The following is a 25,901-nucleotide window of genomic DNA, read 5'->3' as shown; positions in this document are numbered from 1 at the left end:
GTTGCTATGTGTGGAGTTGTTGGGATAGCCGGTAAATCACCAGTGAACCAAATGTTATTTGATGCCTTAACGATGCTGCAACATCGAGGACAAGATGCTGCAGGGATCGTAACCTGCCATCAAGGGCGTTTATTCCTCCGCAAAGATAACGGTATGGTACGTGATGTATTCCATACGCGTCATATGCGTGCATTGCTTGGTAACTACGGGATCGGACATGTTCGTTACCCAACTGCTGGTTCATCAAGCAGTGCTGAAGCGCAACCATTTTATGTAAACTCACCTTATGGCATTACACTTGCTCATAATGGGAACTTGACCAACGCTGCCGAAATTCATGACGATCTGTTCAAAACAGATTTACGTCATATGAATACTGATTCGGATTCTGAAGTTTTACTCAATGTTTTCGCACATGAGCTACAAAAGATCAGAACTTTAAACCCAAGCCCAGATGATATTTTCCACACCGTATCTCGCGTACATGAGCGTTGTAAAGGGGCTTATGGTGTTGTAGCGATGATCACCGGTCATGGCTTGGTCGGTTTCCGTGATCCAAACGGGATTCGTCCTTTGGTTTATGGTTCTCGTGAAACTGAACAAGGTGTTGAATACATTATCGCATCTGAATCTGTTGCGATTACAGCACTTGGTTTTAAAGTTGAACGTGATATCGCACCAGGCGAAGCGATTTTTATCGATTCAGAAGGTCAGTTGTTTACCAAGCAATGCGCTGTGAATCCTGAATACCGTCCATGTATTTTTGAATATGTGTATTTTGCTCGTCCTGATGCCATTATTGATGGAATTTCAGTTTATAAAGCCCGTTTAAAAATGGGTGAAAAGCTGGCTTACAAAATTTTGAAAGAATGGGGCGAACAGCATGATATTGATGTTGTGATTCCAATTCCAGATACCAGTCGTACCTCTGCATTAGAGCTGGCAAATATTTTAGGTGTGAAATTCCGTGAAGGTTTTATGAAAAACCGTTATATCGGACGTACCTTCATTATGCCGGGTCAGCAGCAACGTAAAAAATCGGTTCGTCAAAAATTGAACCCTGTAGAACTTGAGTTTAAAGACAAGAATGTGCTGTTGGTCGATGACTCAATTGTTCGTGGTACCACATGTAATGAAATTATCCAGATGGCACGTGATTCTGGTGCGAAGAAAGTCTTCTTTGCTTCTGCCGCGCCAATGGTGAAATATCCAAATGTGTACGGTATTGATATGCCTGCGAAGGCTGAGTTGATTGCGTCAGGTCGTACAGTCGAAGAAATCCGTGAAAATATCGGTGCAGACCGTTTAATTTTCCAAGATTTGGAAGATTTGAAAAATGCGGTTCGTACCAGCAAGGTACCAGATTTAACTGAATTTGATTGTTCGGTGTTTGATGGTGTCTATGTCGCGGGTGGTATTGATAAGGCATATCTAGATGCACTTGAGCAAAAACGTAGTGATGCTGCGAAAAGTAAATCAGATGGCTATATCGATGTGAATATCGATGCCGCATCAGTTGACTTAACTGGGATCAAAGAAGAGTAATCTCATCTTAATCTATAGAAAAGCGGGAATTTCCCGCTTTTTTATTTTATGATAGTGGGTACGGAAACCCTAACTGAAACAATGTAATCAGGAAAACTTACATTGAAAGAAATGAGCCATTATTTAATTGAAAATAAAAATATTGCATGGTCAGTCAGTTTCTGTCTTATCGCAATGTTATTAACCGTCTTTATTCTAAATTTAATTTTGGGTTTGGTCGTTCATTTCTTTGATTATACCCAACCGATTTGGTGGCATGTACTTAGTCCGTATTTTATCGGTTTGCTTGTTTTGGTCTTATTTTGGTCTGTAGGCGCGGAGCTATATGTATTACGTGAGGGCGGTCACTCGCTGGCAAAGCAGCTAAAAGCACGTCGCTTGGTTTTCGATGAAAGTACGCCAGAAGAAAGTACCGCCTTAAAAGTTGTAGAACAGGTCGCCAAGAGTTTTGATATTGATACGCCAGCGGTCTATGTACTCCCTGATGAAGTTGGGGTGAATGCTTTAACTGCAGGGTTTAGATCACAGGATATTGTGATTATTTTGACTTGGGGTGCATTACAAAATCTGGATGAACTTGAACTTTATGGCTTACTCAGTTATGAGTTTAATCAGATTCTATCAGGTGAAGCTGTTGAAAATACCAAGCTAAAAATTTTATATAGTGGTTTAACTACTTTTAGCCAGTGGGGCAGTAAGCTTGCTCAGGCGGGTTATAATCCCTATGCAACGACTTATCGAAATAAATTTGAGACCATCTTTGTTGCGATTGGTGGGGTAATTTGGTTAATCGGTAGTTTGGGTATTTTAATTACACGTTGTATTAAATATTTGACCTTAAGTGGCCGTACCTTCCGTAATGATCTCAAGACTATGCGCTTGATGAATAATAATGCCAATATTCAAACCTTGTTACGGATTTATGTGCATCACTCGGGCTCGCAGATCCATAGTGCTTATTCTGAGTCGATTTCGCATATGTGCTTTGCTAACTCGTTGAGTCCGCAGAGCTGGATGAATATTCATCCCAGTATTAAAGAACGAATCTACGAATTAAATCCAACTTTGTTGCAAGATCTGCAATTAGAAAATCTACGCAAGCTTCGTAATCGCCCGTTATTCAGCCTCTTTCGCTCGTTAGAAGAGGAAAGTGCCGAGCTCACCATGCCATGGAGTTCGCCACAGCCATTACCTTTATTGCGTTTATCACCGATTAGTTTTGCACTAAATGATGCAATCAAACCACTTAATCCAGAAGTTCGAAAGAATAAGAAACGCCCTGAATTAATTCAACGGGCAATGCAAACAGCGACAGGTTCTCGTGAGGTGATGGTTGCGATTTTGATGATTCGTCAGTATCGCGAATTTATTCCGCAAGAAGCACCGGTCAGCCATGCGATTGTCGATGCTTTATTGAATTTGGATGGTCGTATTCATGTGCAGATTTTCCATGATGCCTGTAAAAATATTGGGCATATGCCGACCAGTATTGCACGTCAATTCTTAACCAAGTTGGCGTGTATCATTCAAGAAGATGGTGAAGTCGGTTTGCTTGATGCATTGTTGTTGGAACGGGTGAAACATGAACTCAATTTAATGCCTGCACATTTGCCTGCGGCTTTTGAAGATGTCAAATCTCAGATTGTACATTTGATCGATGCCTTACTGCATGTACAGCAAATTAATAGTCCGAACCAGCTCGAAGTTCGTGAACGTATCTTGCAGATGCTTTTAACTGAAGATGAAATGCAAATTTATGCCGATATTTCAGATGAGCCTTTGGACTTGGCGGAAATTTTAAATGATGTCTCTGGTTTGTTATTACGCGATCGCCTTAATATCTTGTCAATCGCTGAAAGATGTCTCTGGAATGATCGAATTATTACCCAAGATGAATTAGATGTTTTAGGGCTTTTGTATTGGCGTTTAGGCTTTGATACACATGAAGTGGTCGAACAGATGCAGAAGAAAAATAGTTTGATGATTATTTAACAGAAATTCAGGCATTTGTCTGAATATTTTTTGCTAAAAGGTTACGTGACAAACACATAAAATGATGACATTTCAGGTTAAGCTTGCCGTTTATTTTTATTCTGCTATTACGTTCTTTTGAGTAAGTTATGGAACATATTGAAATTTTAAAAGCCTTGTTTTTAGGTTTTATTGAGGGTCTTACCGAATTCTTGCCCATTTCAAGCACAGGTCATTTGATTTTATTTGGTCATATGATCGACTTTCATTCAGATGATGGTCGTGTTTTTGAAGTTGTGATTCAGCTTGGTGCGATTTTGGCTGTGTGCTGGTTGTATCGTCAAAAGATTTTTGACTTGGTCAAAGGTTTCTTTAGTGGAGATGCGGAAGCACGTCACTTTGCCTTTAGTGTCTTACTCGCTTTCATTCCAGCAGTCGTGATTGGTATTTTTGCGGTCGATTTCATTAAGAGTGTCTTGTTTAGCCCGCTGGTGGTTGCTGTTGCTTTAATTGTGGGTGGTCTGATTATCTTCTGGGTTGAATCAAAGAATTTTGATCATAAAACGACAGATGCGACCAAGATCACTTATAAACAAGCATTCTTGGTGGGGTGTGCGCAATGTGTTGCGATGATTCCAGGGACTTCACGTTCAGGTGCGACCATCGTTGGTGGGATGTTCTCTGGATTGTCTCGTAAGGCAGCAACCGAGTTTTCGTTCTTCTTGGCGATGCCAACCATGTTGGGTGCGGCGGTATTTGATTTGGCCCGTAATGCGGATGTCTTAACGCAAGACAATATGCTGAATATTGCTGTTGGCTTTGTAGCAGCTTTTATTTCTGCATTATTGGTGGTCAGTGCCTTAGTGAAATTTGTGGAGCGCCATACTTTACGAGTATTTGCTTGGTATCGTATTGTGCTTGGTATTATTCTGTTATTTGTCTTTTTATAAAAATAAAAACATCTCCCTTTTGGCAACTGCGAAAAGGGAGATTCTCAGTTAAAATCCCCATTCTTTATTTTAAATCCTTCAGATCTGGTTCGATAGCACAATGACAATAGTGAAAATGAATGCTCGAGACTTAATTATTGATTTGCTGTTAGGACTTCAAGGTCGAGCGATTTCAATTAAACAAATCATTATTGCAGCGCGGCTTTTTGAAATCAGTGAAAATAGCATTCGGGTTGCTGTGACACGGTTATCCAGTGATGGCGTGATTGAAGCCATTGAACGTGGCGTCTATCAATTTACAGTTCAATCGCATGAATGGGCAAATGTCATGCTGAATCGTAAGCATGGAATTAAACAAACCAAAGTATGGAATCAGCAGTATCTAGCGGTTTTTACGGGTCAGCTTGGGCGGGTTGATCGTACTGCATTAAATCGTCGTGAAAGAGCACTCAAGCATTTTGGTTTTAAAGAATTAGAGCAAGGTATTTATATCCGTCCTGATAATTTGGTGATTGGTTTTGATCAACTGATTACGGAATTAAAAACTTCTGGTTTAGAAAGTAGTGCAAAGTTTTGCCAGATTAACCATTTTGATACCGAAACGTTGACTACGATTGTTGAGCTTTGGTCTACACAAACGCTGAATCAAAACTACCAAAAATACAGCCAAATGATTCAACAGTGGTTGTTTACTGTTGATCAGCTCAGTTTGGAAGACGCAGCTCGAGAATCTTTATTATTGGGACGACAAACCATTTCCTTGCTGATGAATGATCCATTATTGCCAGAAGGTTTTGTTGATGTGCAGCTTCGCGAGCAATTTGCGCAGAGTGTACAACAGTTGGATCAAACAGGTTTGGACGCATGGCAGAAGTTTTATGAAAGTAGTCTTGAGTAAATATTCATTACAAATATTACATAAAATTTAATTTTAATTTATTGACAGAAATATTACTTAATTTAGAATAAAAATATAAATTGTGTAGTTTTAAAAAATAAAACAAATGCAGGATAGGGATATGAATACACGTGTAGCGATTAGTGATTTATTCTCGCGAGAAGAAATTACTGAGTTAACAGTCAAGTCTGATGCGCACGGCAGTTGGGCTGTGTTTTCGACATGGGCTGTGATTGGTGGAACTTTTGCAGCTGTGGCTAGCTCTTGGGAGTATTTACCTGCTTGGGGTAAATTACTCATGTGTGTTGCAGCCTTGGTCATTTTGGCTGGCCGTCAGTTGGCACTCGCGATCATCATGCATGATGCTTCCCATCAAAGTTTATTTAAAACCAAATGGTTGAATGATACCTTGACGGATTGGTTATGCGCGCGTCCGATTTGGAATGATCTACATAAATATCGTGCCCATCATATGCGTCATCATAGTAAAACCTCTACGGTCGATGATCCTGATTTATCCTTAGTGACAGGTTTTCCAACCACGAAAAAATCCTTAATGCGCAAATTTATGCGTGATTTGTCTGGCGTGACGGGGTTTAAGTTTGCGGTCGGCCGAGTGTTGATGGATATTGAAAAAATGGAGTGGACGGTATCAAACGACCGCCGCTGGATTTCTCAGGAAGGCAAACACTGGAGCGATTATCCTAAAGCATTCCTAAAAAATAGTGGCGGTGCGATTGCAACTAACGCTGCTCTATTTTCAGCGTTGTGGGCAGCGGGGCATCCTAAACTTTATGCATTATGGGTCGTGGCGTATTTGACTCCATTTCCTTTATTCCTCAGAGTCCGTTCAATGGCAGAGCATGCAGGAATGGAAACCAGTCATAGTGCTTTAACCAATACCCGTACCACCAAGGCGGGCTATCTCGCACGTGCTTTGGTTGCACCAATCAATGTCAATTATCATAAAGAACATCACTTGATGGCAGCTGTACCTTATTTTAAATTGCCAAGAATGCATCAAATGCTCCGTGAACGTGGACATGTATCTGCGCCACCGACGTATTGGCAGGTATTGAATGAGCTTTCAGATCAAGTCGATTAGGTCTGGGGTTTAGATTTTTATACATAACACGACAAATAAGTTGGAAAACATATGGCAATGGATAAACAAGAAATTATTGGATTTTTAGCACAAGAATTTCCGCAGGCGTTACAAAAAAGTACCATTGAGGAGATTCCTCCTAAGGGGGCACAGCTACTTTATCGTGTCGATGCAGGGGATCTGCGTCCAGGACAAACTGTTTCTGGCCCAACGCTGATGTTGATTGCAGACTATGTACTCTATATTGCCATCTTGGGGCATCTGGGACTGGTTGCAATGGCAGTCACCACCAATATGACCATTAATTTTTTTCGTAAACCCAATGGTAATCGGGATATTCGGGCTGTGTGTAAGTTGATTAAAGTCGGGAAAACTTTGGTCACAGGTGAAGTTTGGCTATATTCTCTGGATGATGAAGAACCAGTTGCGCATGTAATTGGAACTTATGCACTACCACAAAGTTCACCATCGACCTTAGGCGGATGAAACGTTCAAAATACTCGCGCAACTGAATGATTGGCTGTAAATCCGTTAAAAATAAAAATCTCGTCATAGGATAGTATCCACAAATAGGTTGAGATAAAGAAATAAAAGAAATCTTATCTGGGAAGAACGAGATGATAATTAAAAACGGTTTTATTGCTTTGGCATTATTCGGATTCGCTGTAACAACGCAGGCGAAGCAAACAGTTTGTGTATTTGATCCAGTTGGTAAATCGGGTGATGCATTTGCACTGGCAAAAGATTATGCATTAGAAGCAAAAAAGTGGGGCGCAGAGATTGATTTGCGTGCCTATGTCGATGAGCGTGTTGCAGCTGAAGATTTAAAAGTAGGGCAATGTGATGGTGCAATTATCAGTGGATTACGTGGTCGACAATTCAATAAATATGTCGGTTCACTTGATGCAGTTGGCGCTTTAACTGATTTGAAAACGGCAATTCTTGCTTATCAATTGCTCTCTAAGCCTCAAGCGGCAAAAAGTATGATCAATGGCCCTTATGAAATTGCGGGTCTTGGAACGATTGGACCTGCGTATTTGTTTGTTGCTGATCGTAATATAAATACTTTGGCTAAGGCTGCAGGTAAGAAAGTTGGTGTATTTGCTTATGATGAAGCTCAACCGAAATTGGTTGCACAAATAGGTGCACAAGCTGTTTCAGTCGATGTGACCAATGCAGGGGCAAAATTTAATAATCATCAAATTGATATTGTTCCCGCGCCAATTGTTGCTTATAAGCCTTTTGAGCTTTATAAGGGACTCGGTGATAAAGGCGGAATTGTCAAATTTCCACTGACGCAAATTTCGGCAAATTTCATTATTCGAAAGGATAAATTTCCTGACGGGTTTGGGCAGAAATCGCGTGAATGGGTGGCGGGGCAACTCGGTCGAACGTTTAATATTATTTCAAAATACGAAAAAGAAATTCCAACCAAATACTGGATGATTATCCCACCTGAAGAACAAGTCAACTATATGAAGATGATGCGTGAAGCACGTATCTCACTCACTAAAGCAGGAATTTATGATCCAAAAATGATGAACTTCTTGAAAAAAGTTCGCTGCAAACAAAATCCAAATAACTTTGAATGTGCGCTCAATGATGAGTAACGCATGATTTGATTGATGAACCTTCTTTATTGATTGTAATTTAGAGGGTTTTTAGTCAGTAAGGCGACACTATATTTTAAAAAACATAACAACATTTAGATATGAGAAAGTCAAAGAACATGCTACAACTAAGCTGTTCAAATTTATTTGTGCTCACGATTTTCTATTGATATGACGCTACCGCTCGACTTAACACCTTTATCGCAAATTGAATCAAATCAAGAACATATTTTAGCGATCAAGCGTAATGATTTATTACCTTTATTGAACGATCCGCATCGTTTAAGTCATTACGCAGATCATTTGGTTCAAGCTCAAAGCGTCTTGCTGAATGGTGTCGATCCTAAGTTAAATCAGCAGCTCAGCGAAGTGATCACTCAGATTATTCAGCAGTTGTCTTTATCCAAAAAGTTTTTAGGCACACGCCGTTTTAATGCACTGCAAAAATGGTTGGGCATTGATATTGAATATGATGCTGGGCAAGTGAAATATGTTAAAGATTTAGATCGTTTGATTAATGAAGCGAATTATTTGAGTCAACGTTTGCAGATTGAAATCCAAAAATCACAATCGCGTTTACAGCAGGTATTGGGTTTAAGAGAGCAGATGGCTGCTTATATTCAGGCAGCCGATCAATTCTTGATTGAGTATCCTCAGTTTAGTAAGCAGCAAGTGCTGGATCATTTTGTGGAGCGCTTATCTAAAAAGGTAAATACTTTACAAACCTTACAGACCAGTAATGATATTGCAATCAAACAGATGCAGCTTTCACAGCATTTATCTTTTAGCTTGCTTGATCGTTTTAAAGAGGCACAACAGGTTTTAATTCCAGCATGGCAATATCATTTAAAGCAAAGTCGGGAATCCAATTCGACTGCGACGATTGAACAGTTGGATAAAAGCCGCGAAGATTTAATCCAAAATTTGAAAAAATCATTACAGAAATAAGAGGGAAATATGATGTCAGATTCAGAACTGAGTAAGGTATCTCATGAGCTTGAAATTAAGCCAGAGCAGCGTTTTGAGCAGTTGAACTTAAAAGACTTAGGCCTACAACCTCAAGATTTTGCTGAAGTGATGGATGCGCATAAAGAACTGGCCGATATCAGTACCACTGCTGTTGCAGAATATGGCAAAAATATTGCCAATAAAACCTCAACTTATACCGATGAATTATTGAATCTGGTACAGAACAAAGACCTTGATGCAACTGGACAAAAACTCAATGAAGTGGTGCAAGTTGCTCAGCAGTTAAATACTTCAAGTATTTTAAATAAATCTAAAAGTTCTGGTTTTTTAGGTGGTTTGTTGAGTAAGTTTAAGAATGCTAAACAAAATTTTGATCAGCATTTTAATACCACTAAAGAGCAGATTGATGTACTGGTCAAAGAAATTGAAAGCTCACAATCAGGCTTGAAAGCACGTGTTGGGACATTGGATAAAATGTTTGATGCGGTGCAAGATGAGTATAAACAACTGGGGGTTTATATTGCAGCCGGCCAGTTGAAGCAGCAGGATATTCAACAGCAAATTACGACTCTGACAAGCCAGGAACAAGATCAACAGACCACTCAACAGATTTATGATCTCAATCATGTGGCAAATAATCTTGAAAAAAGAGTCAGTGATCTTCATGTTTTACAGCAGTCTGCAATGCAGACTTTGCCGATGATTCGGATTATCCAGTCGAATAACTTGATGTTGGTGGATAAATTTTACGCGATTAAAAACATCACATTACCAGCTTGGAAAAATCAAATTAGTTTGGCAATTTCGCTGCAAGAGCAAAAGAATAGCGTCCAGCTTGCCAAAGCCATTGATGATACCACCAATGAATTATTACGTCGTAATGCTGAGTTATTGCATCAAAACTCTGTTGATACGGCAAAAGCCAATCAGCGTTCCGTGATCGATGTTGAAACACTTGAACATGTACAAAACACCCTCATTAAAACAGTAAATGATGTGATTCAGATTCAGAAAGAAGGGATGCAAAAGCGTGCCGAAGCAACAACTCGTTTACGTGCTTTGCAAGAGAATTTGAATCATCTGGTGCTTGAGAATAGCCAACCACCTAAATCTTGATACTGCTAATTTTTGAAGGAAAGATCATTGTCACCCATAGAAGATTTTAGTGTACAACCGATTGACCAGCGTTTAGATGTGTTAAAAAAACGTCAACGCAACTTAATGATCTGGTTTTTTCTGACCAGTACATTCATCGTTGTTACAATCGCTGGTCTGTTTTTGCAAAAAGAATTTATCTATCGTTTCTTTGATCTTTCTGTACATCTACAGGCTTTAGATTTGCCTTATCATGTACAGGATCTTGTTCCTTTTAAGCAACCTGTCGATTATCTTTTTCATTTATTATCATGGTTTGGCTGGCTGTTCCTAAAACTTTTTGTCTCATTTATTGGTGCTTTTTTACTGCTTAGTTGGGCCAAGAAATTTAAATTTTTTCAGCAACGTTTTCAGGCATGGACACAGCGTATTCTGGCGTGGGTGATTTCATTTATTTTACTTTGGTCAGGTCTGACCTACATCCAGTATGACTGGAAAGATGAAACTAAGCAGGCTTATCAACAATGGATGAGCTATCAAAACAATATTGTTGAAAGTCAGATTGCTCAAGATTTACAGCAGGCCAATATTTCTTCGACTGAAAAAGCTTATGTCTTGGCGCAAGTGGCCTTATTGCATCAACCTGTCGATCGCAAGACCGCTAATGTCTACGTGAATCAATTAATTAGTGCAGAGAAAACCAATCCAACTCAATTTAAAGCGTATGATTTTAAGCCAGAGCAGTTGTGGGTCATGCAACAGCAGCTTTACGGTAAAAGTATTACCTCAATCACGCAGCCCTTAGACCTGCGTGCACAGCAAGCCGAACGTATTTCTCAGATTGTGAATGTCATTTTATGGGGCTTGATTGTATTTGCTGTTGCTTTAAGTGCAATTTTATATGTTCTCGCCAAACATTTGAAAAATCGTCGTGTGCGGATTGGTCAAAAATTGGATGTCTCTTAATCTTAAGTTCGGTTTATCCGATCAAACTCATAAAAACATACTGTTTTACCTATTCAGTACTTTTGCGTACTATAGCGTCATTGAATGAATTTAGCTGATTTGAACGTCTTAGAATTTGGAGTAATACATGTTAGATCAAAATATTAAAACTCAATTAAAAGCTTACTTAGAACGTTTAGAAAGTCCAATCGAGTTGGTTGCCGCTTTAGATGACTCCGACAAAGCAGAAAAAATTAAAGAACTCGTGACTGAAATTGCTGAACTGTCTGACCAAGTTACGGCGCGTTTTGACGGTTCAAATGCTCGCCGTCCTAGTTTCGGTGTGGCCAAAGCAGGTGAACAACCACGTGTGTTCTTTGCTGGCTTACCGATGGGACATGAGTTTACTTCTTTGATCTTGGCATTATTACAAGTATCAGGTTATGCGCCTAAAGTGTCTGATGAAGTACTCACTCAGATCAAAGGCTTAAACTTAACAGCGAACTTTGATGTGTTTGTATCGCTCAGTTGCCATAACTGTCCAGATGTTGTGCAAGCACTCAACTTAATCGCGATTAACAACCCAAATACCACGGCAACCATGATTGATGGTGCTTTCTTCCAAGACGAAGTTGAAGAACGCAAAATCTTGGCTGTACCTATGGTGTTCCAAGACAATCAGCATATTGGTCAAGGTCGTATGACTTTGGAAGAAATCATAGCCAAGTTGGATAGCAACTCGGCTGAGAAAGATGCAGCAGCAATCAATGCCAAAGATGCATTTGATGTATTGGTGATTGGCGGTGGTCCTGCGGGTGGTACAGCAGCGATTTACGCAGCACGTAAGGGCATCAAAACGGGTATTGTGGCTGAACGTTTTGGCGGTCAAGTGATGGATACTATGGACATTGAGAACTTTACCACTGTTCAAAAAACCGTGGGTCCTCAGTTCGCTCAAGACATGGAAGCCCATGTCCGTGAATATGGTGTGGATATCATGAACTTGCAACGTGTCAGCAAGATCACAGGTGCAGATCAAACTGCCAATGGTCTAGTTGAGGTTGAACTAGAGAATGGTGCCAAGCTTGAATCGAAAACTATCATCCTGTCTACAGGTGCACGTTGGAGAGAAATGAATGTACCGGGTGAAGCTGAATACCGTACTCGTGGTGTAGCGTACTGCCCACACTGTGATGGTCCATTATTCAAAGGCAAACGTGTTGCGGTGATTGGTGGTGGTAACTCTGGTGTCGAAGCTGCGATTGATCTTGCAGGGATTGTTGAGCATGTGACTTTGGTTGAGTTTGATACCAAACTTCGTGCAGACCAAGTATTGCAAGACAAATTAAATAGCTTGCCAAACACGACAGTGATCTTGAATGCGCTTAGTACTGAAGTGGTTGGTGATGGTGCTCAAGTGACGGCATTGAAATACAAAGACCGTGCCACTGATGTTGAACACACAGTTGAACTTGCAGGGATCTTCGTACAGATTGGTTTATTACCAAACACAGATTTCTTAAATAACAGTGCGGTTGAACTCAGCAACCGTGGTGAGATCGTGATTAATGATCGTAACGAAACCAATGTCAAAGGTGTCTTTGCTGCAGGTGACTGTACTACCGTGCCTTATAAGCAAATCATCATTGCCACAGGTGAAGGTGCCAAAGCATCGCTGTCTGCCTTTGATTATATGATCCGTTCTGGTGTGTAAGTAATCCCTTAAAAAAAGCCCCAATTATTTGGGGCTTTTTTATTGTGTTTAGTTCTTAGGTTTATATAAACCGTGATCGACAAGGTGTTCACGTAAGATGCGGCGTAATTCTAGAACTGCTTCTGGGGTCTCTTGAATTGAATGGCCGCCCGTGAAAATCTTCTCGGAAACAGCACCATCTAAATGTGCACTCTTATAAGGAACAATCCCGTCTGTAATGACATTTGGATCATCACTCTTGGTAATGTTGCCCATAATCGAGTGAAAAACCAGTCCATTTTCAGGCGGAATAGAGGCGGTTAATTCCATAAATTTAGATTTCTTACTGAGATCACTTGGCCCATTTTGAATCACATCATTGGTCAGTGTTTTAACGAATTCTTTTAAATCCATATCATCACTAGTGAGTGTATCTGCCAAAGTGGTCAAGAAGGTTGCTGGTAGTTTGATGATTTTACGTGCTGCCAGTGTAAACCAGCGATCAGCAAAGTCAGTTCCTTTATGTGGAGCAGCCAAGAAAATGGCACGATCAAAATTAGTAATCGGCTGCATTTTAAGTCGTTCACCAATTACAGGATGCTTACGCAAACGTGTTTGTTGACGGCTACTCATCATGGTGAGCGCCTGCTTGGAAATATCAGCATTGCTCACTAAGAGTCGACTGATAATGCCTCCCATACTATGCCCAATTAAAACTGCATCTTGAGCTGCAGCATCTTTATTGTTGAGTGAGCCAAAGGCTTGTTTTAATAAGGCATAAATTTGAAAACGGCTTTCTAGAATCGGCATGTTGGTTGAATAAAACACTTGCCAGACTTGATAGTGTTCACGTAGTACCGCATCACCCATAATATCATTGGTGACCGCAATCCATGCCTCAGGGCTGCTGGCAAGACCATGCACCAATACAATCACTTTCTTATTCGGATTATACGGTTCAAGCATATAGAGATGTGGCATGGTCAGATGCTGATCACGATCAATTAAAGTTAAATAAGCCGATGCACCTAAATTATTCTCAGCTAACCAGAGTCCATAAGGTGCAGAGAAATTGGCTGCAAGCGAATATTCTTTACCTGCAATACTGACTTTCTCTACGCTATAAGGGTCATAGACCTTTACTTCAAAGTTTGGATTATTTAAAACATCATTAATGGTTGCGGCTGCATTCTTGGGTTGCGCAATAATGGTTGCAGCTAAATAACGTGCTTTATGAATATTAGGGTTAAGTCCATTTGGGTAGCTATAACTTAATGGATCAAGAATATATTTATTTTCGCCATGGGTTGCATCCGTTGAAGGAAACACGGCTACGAAATCTGAACCGAAACCATCACGGCGGTTAATGGCTCTCAATCCTGAAAAGTTCATGTTATAGCTGGAGATAAATTTCTCCAGCTTCATATTTTGTAAGCGTTGATAGGATTGAATGTCTATTGTATAGGTGCTTTTACCAATTTGAATGGTAGGGCTAATGGTTTTAGACGGATTTCTTAAACTATGCACATTCACCAATTTGGTTAAAGCTTGGTTGTAAAAGTCTCGAATCTGGACCTGACGGTTATCAAAAATGCGTTCTTGCGGTTGTCGTGCCGTTTTGAACAAATATGCATAGCTATAACGGATGCTTTTATCTAAAGCTTCAAGCTCTTGATCTAAGCATTGCTCATAGGTCTTTTGTATGGCTTTCTGTTCTTCCTCAGGTTTATGTTTTGTCAGTTTACTGATTTTACATTCGGACGCGTCGGACAGACTCAGCGCTTTTGAGAGATAGAGTTCGCTCGCTGTAGATAAAAGTTGCTCATCCTGAATTTGCGGAATTTTGTGTAGATCTGCAATGCACTCATTTGGTGTTTGCATACACACTTTGGCTTCTTTGCCAGACATCGACAAGACATTGAGGCTGGCTTCACTAAGTTTTTTTTGCGTAAGAATGCTATTACGTTCGTTGGCAATCGTCACATTGAGAGCTTGTTGTTTGATACTGACAACTTGGCAGCCACTCATCACGACGGTGCTTAGGAGAGAGATAAAAAATAGACGCTTATTCGGTGTAAATGCTAGCATGGTATGTCAGCAAGTTCGCTGGAAGATTGTAGCTATAATACGAAAATCGAATGTTTTTTCAATCATAGATAAAAAAATAGACTGCACACAGCAGTCTATTTTTGTAATGCAATTCTACAAGCCCAATTAGTTCAGAACTTGCCACACATTCCAGCGTTTTCCAGCTTCCACTTCTTTGATCAAACGATCAGTCACTTCTGCTTCGTCAGGATAGTTGATTTTATAGTTTTTCAAGGTTTGAAGCGCATTTTTCTTTTGCTCTAACCATAAATAGTTATTGGCAGCAGAAAGGTAAGCTTCTTGAACGCCACCTTTCATTGCTTTGTCTAAATATGGAATAGCCTCACGTTGGCCACCGCCTTCTGATAAGCCAAAACCAAACCAGAAGTTTGTTTCAGGGTCATTCGGGCTGATCGCGAGAATACGTTGCGCATAAGTTAATGACTTTGAAGTATAAGATGTACCTAAGTCTAAGTTACGTGCCATTACGCTTGCTTTAAACGCACGAGTTAAGATATCTAAAGAAGCATTTGGCTGTTCGGCTAAAGCATCTAGTTTCTGCGTGGTTTCTTTTAATTTCACTTCATAGCCCTTACGTTCTTGACGTTCTGGGAAACGAGGTGGATAGTGACGTGCTTTACCTTCAACTAATTGTAAAAAGTCATCGATTTCAGTGACATCAATTTCATTCTCACCAGCAAGAACCGCATATTTCATGTTGCGTTGTTTGTTGTCAATCGTTGGAACAATGAGCTTGTTGATATCCAAGGTTGTTGATTTTGATGGATCATTTTGTAATGACACGACCATTTTCGTGACAGGCTGAGCCGCAGCATCTTTGATCGCAACTTCAAAGCTTGGTGGGGCATCATACTTGGTTGGATTTAAAGCATAGAATGGAGGAGTTGGGTCTGGTTCCTTGAACACAAAGGGTTCAGCAACCTTCTCTTTTTTAACAGGGGCAACGCCACAGGCCGTCAAAAAAGAAGTTGAAAGTACAAGTAATGCCAAAGGCTTAAAATTCATGCTTTACATCCATTAATTTTAGTTAAATGAGAAGTAGATCGTTGGTTTCACCAGTCTAGGAAAAGCAAAACCAACTTGCAATGAGAAGCTTGTTACATTTTTTATATATTTGACTAGGTTGCCGAAGTTTTGTTCTGTGCTTCGCACTCACGTCTAACTTCTTCAATAATTTTAAGTTCTTCTTTACTCAATGGTTGAGTTTTTGAACTTTGCGAGGTGAAGCTAGGGTCAAGTTCAGACAGACGTTGGCAAAGTACGTTCATGCGTTTTTCATTTTTTTGCATACGATCGAGTAAAACGCGCATGCCTTCTAAAATAGGATCAGACTGATCTTGTGTTGTCGCATAAGGTTCGAAACCAATACTTTCCGCGTAGTCACGGCGATTGACTTCATCTTGTTCGATTTGACTTTTGTCTTTGAAAATATAACGGGCAGGGTTACCAACGGCAGTTACACCAGCAGGAACTTCTTTGGTTACAACTGCATTTGAGCCGACTTTTGCACCTTTATGTACTGTAAATGGGCCCAAGATTTTTGCACCAGCACCAACAACCACACCATCTTCAAGTGTTGGATGACGTTTGCCTTTATTCCATGTGGTTCCACCTAAGGTGACACTATGATAAAGCGTTACATCATCACCAATCTCAGCTGTTTCACCAATCACCACACCCATGCCGTGATCGATAAAAAATCGCTTACCGATTTTTGCACCAGGATGAATCTCAATACCAGTGGCAAAGCGGCTAAAAGAAGAAAGTAGGCGGGCGGTACCTTTGTATTCTTTTTTCCAAAGCTCATGTGCCATGCGATGCATAATCAGTGCATGGATACCTGGATAGGTGGTCAGGACTTCTAATGTATTGCGAGCCGCAGGATCACGCGCAAATACAGCTTCGATATCTTCTTTTAGCTGTTTAATCATGATTATGATCCTCCGTATTGGTCTTTTTCCATGAACCTTGGGCTAAAGCCTGTACGCGGCTAAAGATTCCACGTAATAAATGATACTCCATACGATCTAATTGTATCCTTCCGAATAGACGACGCAAGCGTAATGGGAGTAAACGGGGATTATTTGGATCTAAAAACTCGATTTCAGTCAACATTTTTTCTAAATGAGGATAAAACTGTTCCATTTGTTGTTGTGTAACCAATGGTTCATCCCATTCCATGCTTTGTTGTTGCTTCAGTTGCATGTGGTCATCTGGCTTGTCTTGAACTTGAGTATTTTGTTCAAGCGCAGCCATTCTTAACTCATAGCAAACCACTTGAATCGCTTGCGCGACATTGAGTACGCCATATTCAGGGTTTACTGGAATGGTTAAGTGATAATTGGCTAGGGCTAATTCTTCATTGGTGAGTCCACGATCTTCACGCCCAAACACAATTGCAATATTTTGTTGTTTGGTTGCAGCATCTAATGCTTCTTTTGCAGCAGGTCGAACATCTAGCAATGGCCATGGAATCGTGCGACTACGTGCACTGGTCCCAAACACCATATGACAATCTTGAATGGCTTGTTCCAAAGTTTCAACAATTTCAATTTGTTCAATTAAATCTTGCGCGCCTGCTGCCAGTGCATCAATATCCGGATGTGGATAGGTCTTAGGTGCGACGAGTACAAGTTTTGATAAACCCATGGTTTTCATTGCGCGTAAGGCACTACCAATATTGGCTGGTAGGGTGGTATTGACCATAACAATACGCACATGATCCAAATGTTTGGACACGTTGTTTGAGTCAAACAGGTTCATATATTATCCAAAATTAAGAGTATTGAGAGACTTCAGCTTGATAAAGATCCAGTGCTTCATCCATTGACATATTGTCTGGTGGAGGAGCTACCGTTGCAACTTTAGGTGCCTCAGCTGCTTTTGCAGCCTTCGATTTCACTTGGTATTCGATGAAAATGGTTTCTTTGCCAAAATAATCGCGTAATTTTCCAAGTAATTCATCTAATGGCACAACTTTCCATTGTGCACCTAAATGTAATTCAGCAGTTGCGAAGCTTTGTTCAAGCAGGATTTGCAGACCAATATGCTGACACATATCGATATTACAATAAGGTAATAGGATCGCCTGTAGATCCTTGGCCAAAGATTTGGTCATCAAATCTTGAGGGAGGCGAATTTGAATGCTTTGCGCTCGTTTTTGGCGAATTTCATTCAAATTAAAAGCTTTACTTAATCGTGCCATCGGGCGATCAAAGCCTTCACGCTCGTAAATTTCACCCTCAATCACCACAACTTGTTCTAAACGAACAATATCTTTATAGCGTTGGAAACGCTCATGGTTACAGCTAATTTCAACACGTGCTGTACCATCATCGAGTGTGATCATGATACGGTTCGGGAAGTTGGCAATATCAACCACCAGACCTGCAAAAACCGTAGTTACACCACGACGTGTCGGAGTGAGTTCATTCAGTTTGGCAGAAATGAATGATTTTAATTCAGGGCGGTAAACATCAATTGGGTGACCTGTGAGATACAAGCCAAGTGTATCTTTTTCACCTTTGAGGCGGACTTCATCTGCCCATGGTTTTACAGGCTTGGCAGGTTTACGCTGAACTTCTTCAACTTCACCAAACAAGTCCATGATACCTGTTTCACGATTGCTTCGAGCTTGATCAGCAGCTTGGACTGCTTCAGGTAATTGAGCCATTAAACTTGAGCGTTCAATGCCAAGACAATCCAGCGCACCGGCACGAATCAAAGCTTCTAAGGTACGCTTATTGATTTTTTTCAGATCAATACGATGACAGAAATCAAATAGATCTTTATATGGGCCTTCATTAATTCGTGAATCGATGACCGATTGCATCGCCTGTTCACCAACACCTTTAATTGCACCTAAGCCGTAGACAATGGTTTGTTCGTCACTGGCATGGAAGTGATATAAAGACATATTCACTGAAGGTGGTAGTACTTCTAACTTGTTATTACGGCAGTCGTCAATCAAGAATACGATACTGTCCGTATTCTGCATTTCCGATGATAAAACCGCCGCCATAAACTCAGCAGGGTAATGTGCTTTTAACCAAGCCGTATGATAGGCAACTAGGGCATAGGCAGCGGCATGTGATTTGTTAAAACCATAACCTGCGAATTTTTCCATATAGTCGAAAATATGGTTAGCAGTTGCTTCATCAATATCTTTTTTCGATGCACCTTCAATAAAGATTTGGCGTTGCTTGACCATTTCTTCAGGTTTCTTTTTACCCATAGCTCGACGAAGTAAATCCGCGCCGCCAAGGGTATAACCTGCACAGAACTGTGCAGCCTGCATGACTTGTTCTTGGTAAACCATAATCCCGTAGGTCGGTTCTAACACACCTTCCAATAAAGGATGTAGATATTCAAACTCACCACCATGCATACGGTGGATAAAGTCAGGAATAAGATCCATAGGACCTGGTCGATATAAGGATACGAAAGCAATAATTTCTTCAAATTTGCTTGGTCTTGCTTCCTTAAGCATTTTTTTCATGCCGACGGATTCAAACTGGAATACCGCTGTGGTATTTGCATTTGCAAAGACCAGATAGGCATCTTTGTCATCCAGTGGGACATCGGCAATATTAAGTGGTATTTCAGCCTTGATTCTTTTATTAATATTTTGAACCGCATCTTCAATCACGGTCAGGTTACGTAAACCCAAGAAGTCAAACTTTACCAGACCTGCTGCTTCTACGTCATCTTTATCGTATTGTGCGACACGGTTAGTACCATCTGCATCACACAGTACCGCGGAGTAATCGGTAATTTTACCTGGCGCAATAACGACACCACCCGCATGTTTACCTGTATTACGGGTAATACCTTCAAGTTTGAGTGCCATTTCCCAGATTTCAGCAGCATCATCATTGTCAGGGTTGGATGGGTTGGTGACGATATCTTTAAGCTGCGGCTCCATGTCAATCGCTGTGACCAAATCGACACCCAGCGGTTTTGTTGGAATCATTTTTGAAATACGGTCAGCAAGACCATAAGACTTACCAAGGACACGTGCTACATCTCGAATCGCACCTTTTGCTGCCATGGTACCGAAGGTCGCAATCTGTGATACCGCTTGGCGGCCATAGTTTTGTGCTACATATTCAATGACACGGTCACGACCTGCGATACAGAAATCGACGTCGAAATCGGGCATCGAAACACGTTCTGGGTTTAAGAAACGTTCAAATAGTAGATCATATCGTAATGGGTCAAGATCGGTAATTTTTAAACTGTAGGCAACCAATGAACCAGCACCCGAACCACGACCAGGACCTACAGGTACACCATTATTTTTAGCCCACTGAATAAAGTCCATGACGATTAGGAAGTAGCCAGGGAATCCCATTTTGAGAATGATATCAACTTCGTATTTGATTCGTTCATCATAAGGCTTCCGAATCTCAGCCCAATCTTCATCACGTTCAGCAATTGGATAAAGATGATTTAAACGTTCCTCTAAACCTGTACGAGACAAATGTTCAAAATAGGTGTCGATGGTATAGCCATCTGGAATCGGGAAGTCAGGTAAGAAATAAGTGCCGAGTTGCAATGCAACATTACAACGTCTTGCAATATGGTAGGTATTTTCAATCGCACTTGGAATATCTGAGAATAGCTCAGACATTTGCTCGCCAGTTTTGAAATACTGCTCAGTACTATAGTTTTTAGGACGTTTATCATCACCTAAAACATAGCCGTCGGCGATACAAACACGAGCTTCATGTGCTTCAAAATCATCTTGTTTAACAAAGTGCACATCATTATGCGCGACTACACCAATTTGATATTTAGCGGCAAGTTTTACTGCTTGTTGAATAAAATCTTCTTCACCAACACGTTCAGTCCGTGTTAAAGCTAAATAGACACGATTTCCAAACTTTTCAATCCATGCTTCTAATAAAGGTTCTGCTTTTTGTGGATTGGAAGAGCAGAGCATTTTACCAACATCACTGTGTTGGCCCAGCAAAACAATCAAATCTTCAGCTTGCTCAAGTACCCATTCTTTTTGTACACAAGGGAGACTGAGTTGCTGGCCTTCAATAAAACCGCGCGACACGATTTCAGTCAGATTGCGCCAACCTGTACTGCTCATGGCCAATAAGGTTGCACGATGTTCAGCATCATTTAAGCGAATGACACTGCCTAGAATAGGCTTAATGCCTTTTTTTAAACAGGATTCATAAAACTTGACTGCAGCATGTAGATTGGATAAGTCAGTCAATGCCAGTGCGGGCATTTCGTTTGTTACGGCAGCCTTGACCAAATCAGGTATGCGAACAATCGATTCCGTGATCGAAAATTCTGTGTGGATACCGAGATGAACAAACCGCATAGAAGGACTATCCTTTTTTAAAGCAACGCATAGTTTAGCATGCAAACCGAAAATGACATGCTTAATATTTTGGCAAACCGTGTGTTTGCTTTGTTATTTTTATAAAATATTAAAAATTAGTTTTTGATTTATCAGTAGATATAAATATCTATTTACACAAAGTGTTTTGCCGCTAGAATGTAATCGAATAAAAATGTAGCAATGTGAGCGAAATAATGAAATTAAAAAACATCGTATTTTCAATATTATTGACTGGTAGTTTATTTACCTTCACTCATGCGGATGATGTGTCCTTTAGCCAAGAACTCGTACAACAAGCGAAAGCGGGTGATGCGACGGCACAGAACAATTTAGGTGATGCTTATTATTATGGAAACGAGATTGATCAAGATTTTGGTAAGGCACTGGAATGGTTTAAAAAAGCGGCAGCAAAAGGCAATGCAGATGCGATTTTTTCAGTTGGCTATATGTATGATTATGGCGAAGGTACAGAAGAAGATAATCCAACTGCTTTGAAGTGGTATACCCAAGCGGCACAAAAGGGTCAGCTCTATGCACAATACTATTTAGGTTATTTATATCTCTATGGTGATGATGGTGTGAGTGTAAATAGCAAAAAAGGAGTGGAGTGGATGACCAAGTCAGCTGATGCTGGTTTGGATATGGCGCAAGCTGAACTCGGTCATTTATACAATGATGGTGAAGAAGGTGTGCCACAAGATCTCAAAAAAGCACTGCATTATTATCAGTTAGCTGTGAAACAAGAAGAGTCTTCTGCCATTAATAACTTAGGTATTTTTTATTTAGAAGGCAAGGCTGGATTAAAACAAGACTATAAAGAAGCTTTACGTTTATTTAGTTTGGCTTCTGGTGCAGGAAATGGTTTGGGTTCTTCTAATATTGCGTATATCCATGAAGAGGCCAAAGGTGTTGCAAAGAATTATAAAAAAGCAGCAGAGTTTTATGAGCTCGCAGTGGCACAAGGTGAGGACGAAGCCTTACTGGATTTGGCTCGGTTATATGAAAAAGGTGGTTATGGTTTGACTAAAAACCTAAAAAAATCGAAAGAATATGAAGCGCAGTGGGATGAGTTACAGGATTCTGATTCTTAAATAAAAAAAGCCCCCAAAATTTAATGGGGGCTTTTTTTTATTAACGCATCTTGGCTAAGAAGCGACTCAAGCGATTGATCGCTTCACGTAGTTCATTTTCAGCAGGTAAGAACACTACACGGAAGTGATCTGGTGTTGGCCAATTAAACCCTGTGCCTTGTACCAAGAGAACTTTCTCTGCTCTTAATAAATCCAACATTAATTTTTCATCATCTTCAATTGGATAAATTGTTGGGTCGAGTTTTGGGAAGCAATACATTGCGCCATCAGGTTTAACACAACTCACACCCGGGATCTCATTCAGCATTTCCCATGCAATATTACGTTGTTCGTATAAACGACCACCTGGTCGAATTAGATCATTAATTGATTGGTAGCCACCTAAAGCAGTTTGAATTGCATATTGCGCTTGATGGTTGGCGCATAAACGCATCGAAGCCAGCATATCTAAGCCTTCGATATAGTCTGCAGCACGTGCTTTATTACCCGTGATTGCCATCCATCCTGCACGATAACCTGCGATACGATATGCTTTTGATAAACCATTGAATGAAATACACAGTTGATCGCCAGCTAAAGCCGCAACCGCTACATGCTCAATGCCGTCATAAACGATTTTGTCGTAGATTTCATCAGCAAATAAAATCAGGTCATGCTTTTTCGCTAGCGCAACAATTTGTTCTAACACATGACGTGGATAGACAGAACCCGTAGGGTTGTTCGGATTGATAATCACAATACCACGGGTGTTCGGTGTGATTTTACTTTCCATATCCGCAATGTCAGGATACCAGTAGTTTTCAGAATCACATTTATAGTGAATTGCAGTGCCCCCTGAAAGATTCACTGCTGCTGTCCATAATGGATAGTCTGGCATAGGTACCAGCATTTCATCACCGTCATCAAGCAGACCTTGCATCGCCATCACGATCAGTTCAGAAACACCATTGCCAACATACACATCATTGACATGCATATCAAAGATGCCTTTCTGTTGGTAATACTGGCAGATGGCTTTACGTGCAGGGAAAATCCCTTTTGAGTCGGTATAGCCAATTGCATTTGGAAGGTTTAATGCAACATCGTTAATAATTTCTTGAGGGGCTTCAAAACCAAAAGGTGCAGGGTTGCCGATATTCAGCTTGATGATCTTATGTCCTTGCTCCTCCATTTCATTGGCGGCGCGTAATACTGGTCCACGGATGTCGTAACAAACATGCTCAAGCTTAGATGATTTTTTAATTTCTCGGCTTGATTGATTAGACTGGGGAACAACAGTATTTTTTGACATAGCTGGATTCACTTTTGCATATCGGTATAAATAACTTTTAAAGGTTTCAACACTTACCAAATTTAGATCGTGTTGATCTCTCAGCAATTCAACAATTTTTTCATGGGTGAAACCTGATTGTTGATATTGTCTGATGGTTGGTAATAAGTTTTGGAAAACCACACTTTTTTTCTGAGACATTGTTTGTCCTATACAACCGTGCGAAATTAGAATAACACCATATTTGCTTACGCAAAAGACAATATTGTTAAAAATTGCTTACTGTATGGATTTAATTTGCTTTCTTTTTGCTTTTTGTGATTTTATTGCTTAAATTTCACCAAATTATACGATCTGAGACTAGAGTTTTTTTTTTGAATGGCGTAAATATAAAACCTGATCATTAAGATAGTTCTAACATCAGAATAAAAGGTGCAGGTTATGGGAAAAGTGAATAAAACAGACCGGGAATGGCAAAGAGAATTATCACCTGAAGAATATCGCATAACTCGTCAAAAGGGCACAGAACCCGCATTTACAGGACAATATTGGAACAATAAACAACATGGTACGTATGTTTGCCGTTGTTGCGGTGCGGAATTGTTTTCTTCAGAAACAAAATACGATAGTGGTTGTGGTTGGCCGAGCTTTTTTAGACCTATTGACAGTGTTGCAATCGAAGAACATGAAGATTTATCACACGGTATGGTCAGAACAGAAATTGTCTGCCATGATTGCGATGCACATTTGGGCCATGTGTTTGAGGATGGTCCACAGCCGACAGGACTGCGTTATTGTGTGAATTCGGCATCATTACAACTTAAAACAGAAGAAAAGAACGACGAGGAAACTTATCCATGAGTAACATTTATCAGTTTGAAGCTGAATTGTTAGAGGGAGAAACAAAAGCGCTCGCTGATTATAAAGGCAAGGTCATGCTGATTGTAAATACTGCAAGCAAGTGTGGTTTTACTCCGCAGTTTGCGGGACTTGAGAAACTTTATGAAAAATATAATGCTCAAGGCTTAGAGGTTTTAGGATTTCCGTGTAATCAATTTGGAGGACAGGATCCAGGGACAAATAAGGAAATTGGCGCATACTGCCAGCGTAATTATGGGGTCAGTTTTCCTATGTTTGCCAAAGTTGATGTCAAAGGGCCTGAAGCACATGTGATTTTTCGTTATTTGACTCGTGAGGCAAAAGGTCTTTTGGGGAGCCGAAATATCAAATGGAACTTTACTAAGTTCTTGGTGGGGCGTAATGGTGAGGTTTTAGAGCGTTATGCGCCAACAACTAAGCCAGAGGCTTTGGAAGCTGATATCGAAAAAGCATTGGCGAAGAAATAAATGAGCAAAGTTTTTGGTTGAGGTTTGAATTCTTTTGGACTCAACTGTTGAATTCTGGAGTGATCCAGACATGCCTTATGTTGAAACGCGTAGGGCATGTCAAAGTCGAATTTGCTATAAATCCCACAGCCATCCGACCTTTTCAATTGGTGCTGTTGATATTGGACAGAGCCGCTTTTCAAGTACTTTTGCACAAGAGCAAGTCATTCAGGCAGGGGCTTTGGTGGTTATTCCTGCGCACGTAGAACATTCTTGTAATCCTTTACCTGATCAGGCATGGAGTTACCAGATGATGCATTTGGATGCTGCTTGGTTAATCACCTTGATTGAAGAACTGCACCAAGATATTGCTTTAGAAACTGACAGACAAACAATATATCTCCCTCAGTTAAGACCAACGATTGCTCATGATGTAAAAGCTTACGACGCATTTACAGCTTTGAATCAGCTACTATTTAACGAGCAGATCTCAGTACTCGAAAAAGAACAGTGTTTAATTCAAACCTTAACAGAGATTCTAATACCGAGTTTTCATTGGGAAAAGATACATTCCTCTCATTATTTTCAGAAGCACCTTCCAGACTTATTGGAATGCCTTGAAGACAATATTGAGAATCTGTCTCTGCAAGAGCTATCCGAAAAGATGAACATGAGTCGTTATGCTTTGATACGATTATTTAAACATTTCTTTGGATTAACCCCACATGCTTATCAGTTGAACTATAAGGTCAACCAAGCTCGGCAGCGTTTAAGAGAACCTGATCGTGATTTAGCACGATTGGCATACGAACTCGATTTTAGCGATCAAAGCCATTTTCATCGTGTTTTTAAGCAACATACAGGCATAACACCCAAGCAATATTATAAAAAATCTTAGCCCACGCAATTTTATACAAGAACAAAGCACCGCACTTTTCTAAGCTGACTCCGATTCACTTGGAGA

At 40.3% G+C, this 25,901-nt stretch carries 21 protein-coding genes; 15 read left to right on the top strand and 6 right to left on the bottom strand.

Annotation, left to right across the window (positions count from 1 at the left end):
* Positions 1 to 6: 6 nt before the first annotated feature.
* The 11 genes from purF to ahpF all read left to right on the top strand — a co-directional run bounded on the left by purF (position 7) and on the right by ahpF (position 12,802).
* Entirely contained in the window at positions 7 to 1,545 is a 1,539-nt protein-coding gene (gene purF, locus A7P54_RS00670) for an amidophosphoribosyltransferase (RefSeq protein WP_005316269.1), read from the top strand.
* Positions 1,546 to 1,647: 102 nt separating this feature from the next.
* Entirely contained in the window at positions 1,648 to 3,537 is a 1,890-nt protein-coding gene (locus tag A7P54_RS00665) for a M48 family metalloprotease (RefSeq protein ID WP_171548337.1), read from the top strand.
* Between the two features lie 128 nt (positions 3,538 to 3,665).
* Entirely contained in the window at positions 3,666 to 4,466 is an 801-nt protein-coding gene (locus A7P54_RS00660) for an undecaprenyl-diphosphate phosphatase (RefSeq protein ID WP_004807892.1), read from the top strand.
* A 100-nt stretch (positions 4,467 to 4,566) separates the two neighbouring features.
* Entirely contained in the window at positions 4,567 to 5,364 is a 798-nt protein-coding gene (locus A7P54_RS00655) for a PaaX family transcriptional regulator C-terminal domain-containing protein (protein ID WP_171548336.1), read from the top strand.
* A 121-nt stretch (positions 5,365 to 5,485) separates the two neighbouring features.
* Positions 5,486 to 6,469 (top strand): fatty acid desaturase family protein, encoded by a 984-nt coding sequence (locus A7P54_RS00650; RefSeq protein WP_171548335.1) that lies wholly within the window; start codon positions 5,486 to 5,488, stop codon positions 6,467 to 6,469.
* A 51-nt stretch (positions 6,470 to 6,520) separates the two neighbouring features.
* The gene (locus A7P54_RS00645) at positions 6,521 to 6,955 is read left to right on the top strand and encodes a PaaI family thioesterase (RefSeq protein WP_033134074.1); all 435 of its coding nucleotides are present in this window, start codon (positions 6,521 to 6,523) and stop codon (positions 6,953 to 6,955) included.
* 131 nt (positions 6,956 to 7,086) lie between these two features.
* Complete coding sequence (locus tag A7P54_RS00640; protein WP_004807883.1) at positions 7,087 to 8,079, top strand: putative solute-binding protein; 993 nt, start codon at positions 7,087 to 7,089, stop codon at positions 8,077 to 8,079.
* Between the two features lie 171 nt (positions 8,080 to 8,250).
* Positions 8,251 to 9,027, top strand: coding sequence for a hypothetical protein (locus A7P54_RS00635; RefSeq protein WP_033134073.1), 777 nt, complete (start codon positions 8,251 to 8,253; stop codon positions 9,025 to 9,027).
* A 12-nt stretch (positions 9,028 to 9,039) separates the two neighbouring features.
* Positions 9,040 to 10,164: a toxic anion resistance protein gene (locus A7P54_RS00630; protein ID WP_171548334.1), complete on the top strand. Its 1,125-nt coding sequence runs from the start codon at positions 9,040 to 9,042 to the stop codon at positions 10,162 to 10,164.
* A 27-nt stretch (positions 10,165 to 10,191) separates the two neighbouring features.
* Positions 10,192 to 11,109: a hypothetical protein gene (locus A7P54_RS00625; RefSeq protein WP_171548333.1), complete on the top strand. Its 918-nt coding sequence runs from the start codon at positions 10,192 to 10,194 to the stop codon at positions 11,107 to 11,109.
* Between the two features lie 127 nt (positions 11,110 to 11,236).
* Positions 11,237 to 12,802, top strand: a complete 1,566-nt coding sequence (gene ahpF / locus A7P54_RS00620) for an alkyl hydroperoxide reductase subunit F (protein WP_171548332.1) — start codon at positions 11,237 to 11,239, stop codon at positions 12,800 to 12,802.
* A gap of 48 nt (positions 12,803 to 12,850) precedes the next feature.
* Here the strand turns inward: ahpF and A7P54_RS00615 are convergent, their stop codons facing one another.
* The 5 genes from A7P54_RS00615 to dnaE all read right to left on the bottom strand — a co-directional run bounded on the left by A7P54_RS00615 (position 12,851) and on the right by dnaE (position 21,230).
* Positions 12,851 to 14,869 carry an alpha/beta fold hydrolase gene (locus A7P54_RS00615; RefSeq protein ID WP_171548331.1) on the bottom strand — a complete coding sequence of 673 codons (2,019 nt, stop codon included), beginning with the start codon at positions 14,867 to 14,869 and terminating at the stop codon, positions 12,851 to 12,853.
* 126 nt (positions 14,870 to 14,995) lie between these two features.
* The gene (locus A7P54_RS00610) at positions 14,996 to 15,895 is read right to left on the bottom strand and encodes an ABUW_2363 family tetratricopeptide repeat lipoprotein (protein ID WP_171548330.1); all 900 of its coding nucleotides are present in this window, start codon (positions 15,893 to 15,895) and stop codon (positions 14,996 to 14,998) included.
* 113 nt (positions 15,896 to 16,008) lie between these two features.
* Positions 16,009 to 16,821: a serine O-acetyltransferase gene (gene cysE / locus A7P54_RS00605; RefSeq protein ID WP_005202954.1), complete on the bottom strand. Its 813-nt coding sequence runs from the start codon at positions 16,819 to 16,821 to the stop codon at positions 16,009 to 16,011.
* Complete coding sequence (locus A7P54_RS00600) at positions 16,814 to 17,653, bottom strand: RNA methyltransferase (RefSeq protein ID WP_004807869.1); 840 nt, start codon at positions 17,651 to 17,653, stop codon at positions 16,814 to 16,816. The genes cysE and A7P54_RS00600 overlap by 8 nt, the downstream gene beginning before the upstream one ends.
* 13 nt (positions 17,654 to 17,666) lie before the next feature.
* Positions 17,667 to 21,230: a DNA polymerase III subunit alpha gene (gene dnaE, locus A7P54_RS00595; protein WP_171548329.1), complete on the bottom strand. Its 3,564-nt coding sequence runs from the start codon at positions 21,228 to 21,230 to the stop codon at positions 17,667 to 17,669.
* Between the two features lie 215 nt (positions 21,231 to 21,445).
* Between dnaE and A7P54_RS00590 the strand changes: the two genes are divergently transcribed.
* Complete coding sequence (locus tag A7P54_RS00590; RefSeq protein WP_171548328.1) at positions 21,446 to 22,342, top strand: tetratricopeptide repeat protein; 897 nt, start codon at positions 21,446 to 21,448, stop codon at positions 22,340 to 22,342.
* Between the two features lie 40 nt (positions 22,343 to 22,382).
* Here A7P54_RS00590 and A7P54_RS00585 read toward each other — a convergent pair whose 3' ends face one another.
* On the bottom strand, positions 22,383 to 23,813 hold the full coding sequence (locus A7P54_RS00585; RefSeq protein WP_005202960.1) for a pyridoxal phosphate-dependent aminotransferase: 1,431 nt from the start codon (positions 23,811 to 23,813) through the stop codon (positions 22,383 to 22,385).
* Positions 23,814 to 24,053: 240 nt separating this feature from the next.
* On the opposite strand from A7P54_RS00585, the gene msrB reads away from it, so the two are divergent.
* From msrB to A7P54_RS00570, 3 genes are read left to right on the top strand one after another with little or no spacing between them, the layout of a single operon-like run.
* Positions 24,054 to 24,473 (top strand): peptide-methionine (R)-S-oxide reductase MsrB, encoded by a 420-nt coding sequence (gene msrB, locus A7P54_RS00580; RefSeq protein ID WP_004653048.1) that lies wholly within the window; start codon positions 24,054 to 24,056, stop codon positions 24,471 to 24,473.
* A complete protein-coding gene (locus A7P54_RS00575) occupies positions 24,470 to 24,958 on the top strand; it encodes a glutathione peroxidase (protein WP_004653049.1) in 489 nt (162 codons plus the stop codon). The genes msrB and A7P54_RS00575 overlap by 4 nt, the downstream gene beginning before the upstream one ends.
* A gap of 28 nt (positions 24,959 to 24,986) precedes the next feature.
* Positions 24,987 to 25,835: an AraC family transcriptional regulator gene (locus tag A7P54_RS00570; protein ID WP_354667332.1), complete on the top strand. Its 849-nt coding sequence runs from the start codon at positions 24,987 to 24,989 to the stop codon at positions 25,833 to 25,835.
* The last annotated feature ends 66 nt before the right edge of the window (positions 25,836 to 25,901 follow it).

Origin of the sequence: Acinetobacter sp. Ac_3412 (genome assembly GCF_013072675.1) — a bacterium.
Lineage (GTDB): Bacteria > Pseudomonadota > Gammaproteobacteria > Pseudomonadales > Moraxellaceae > Acinetobacter > Acinetobacter higginsii.
The sequence above is the reverse complement of the archived record's forward strand: the minus strand, read 5'-3'. Positions and strand labels throughout refer to the sequence as shown.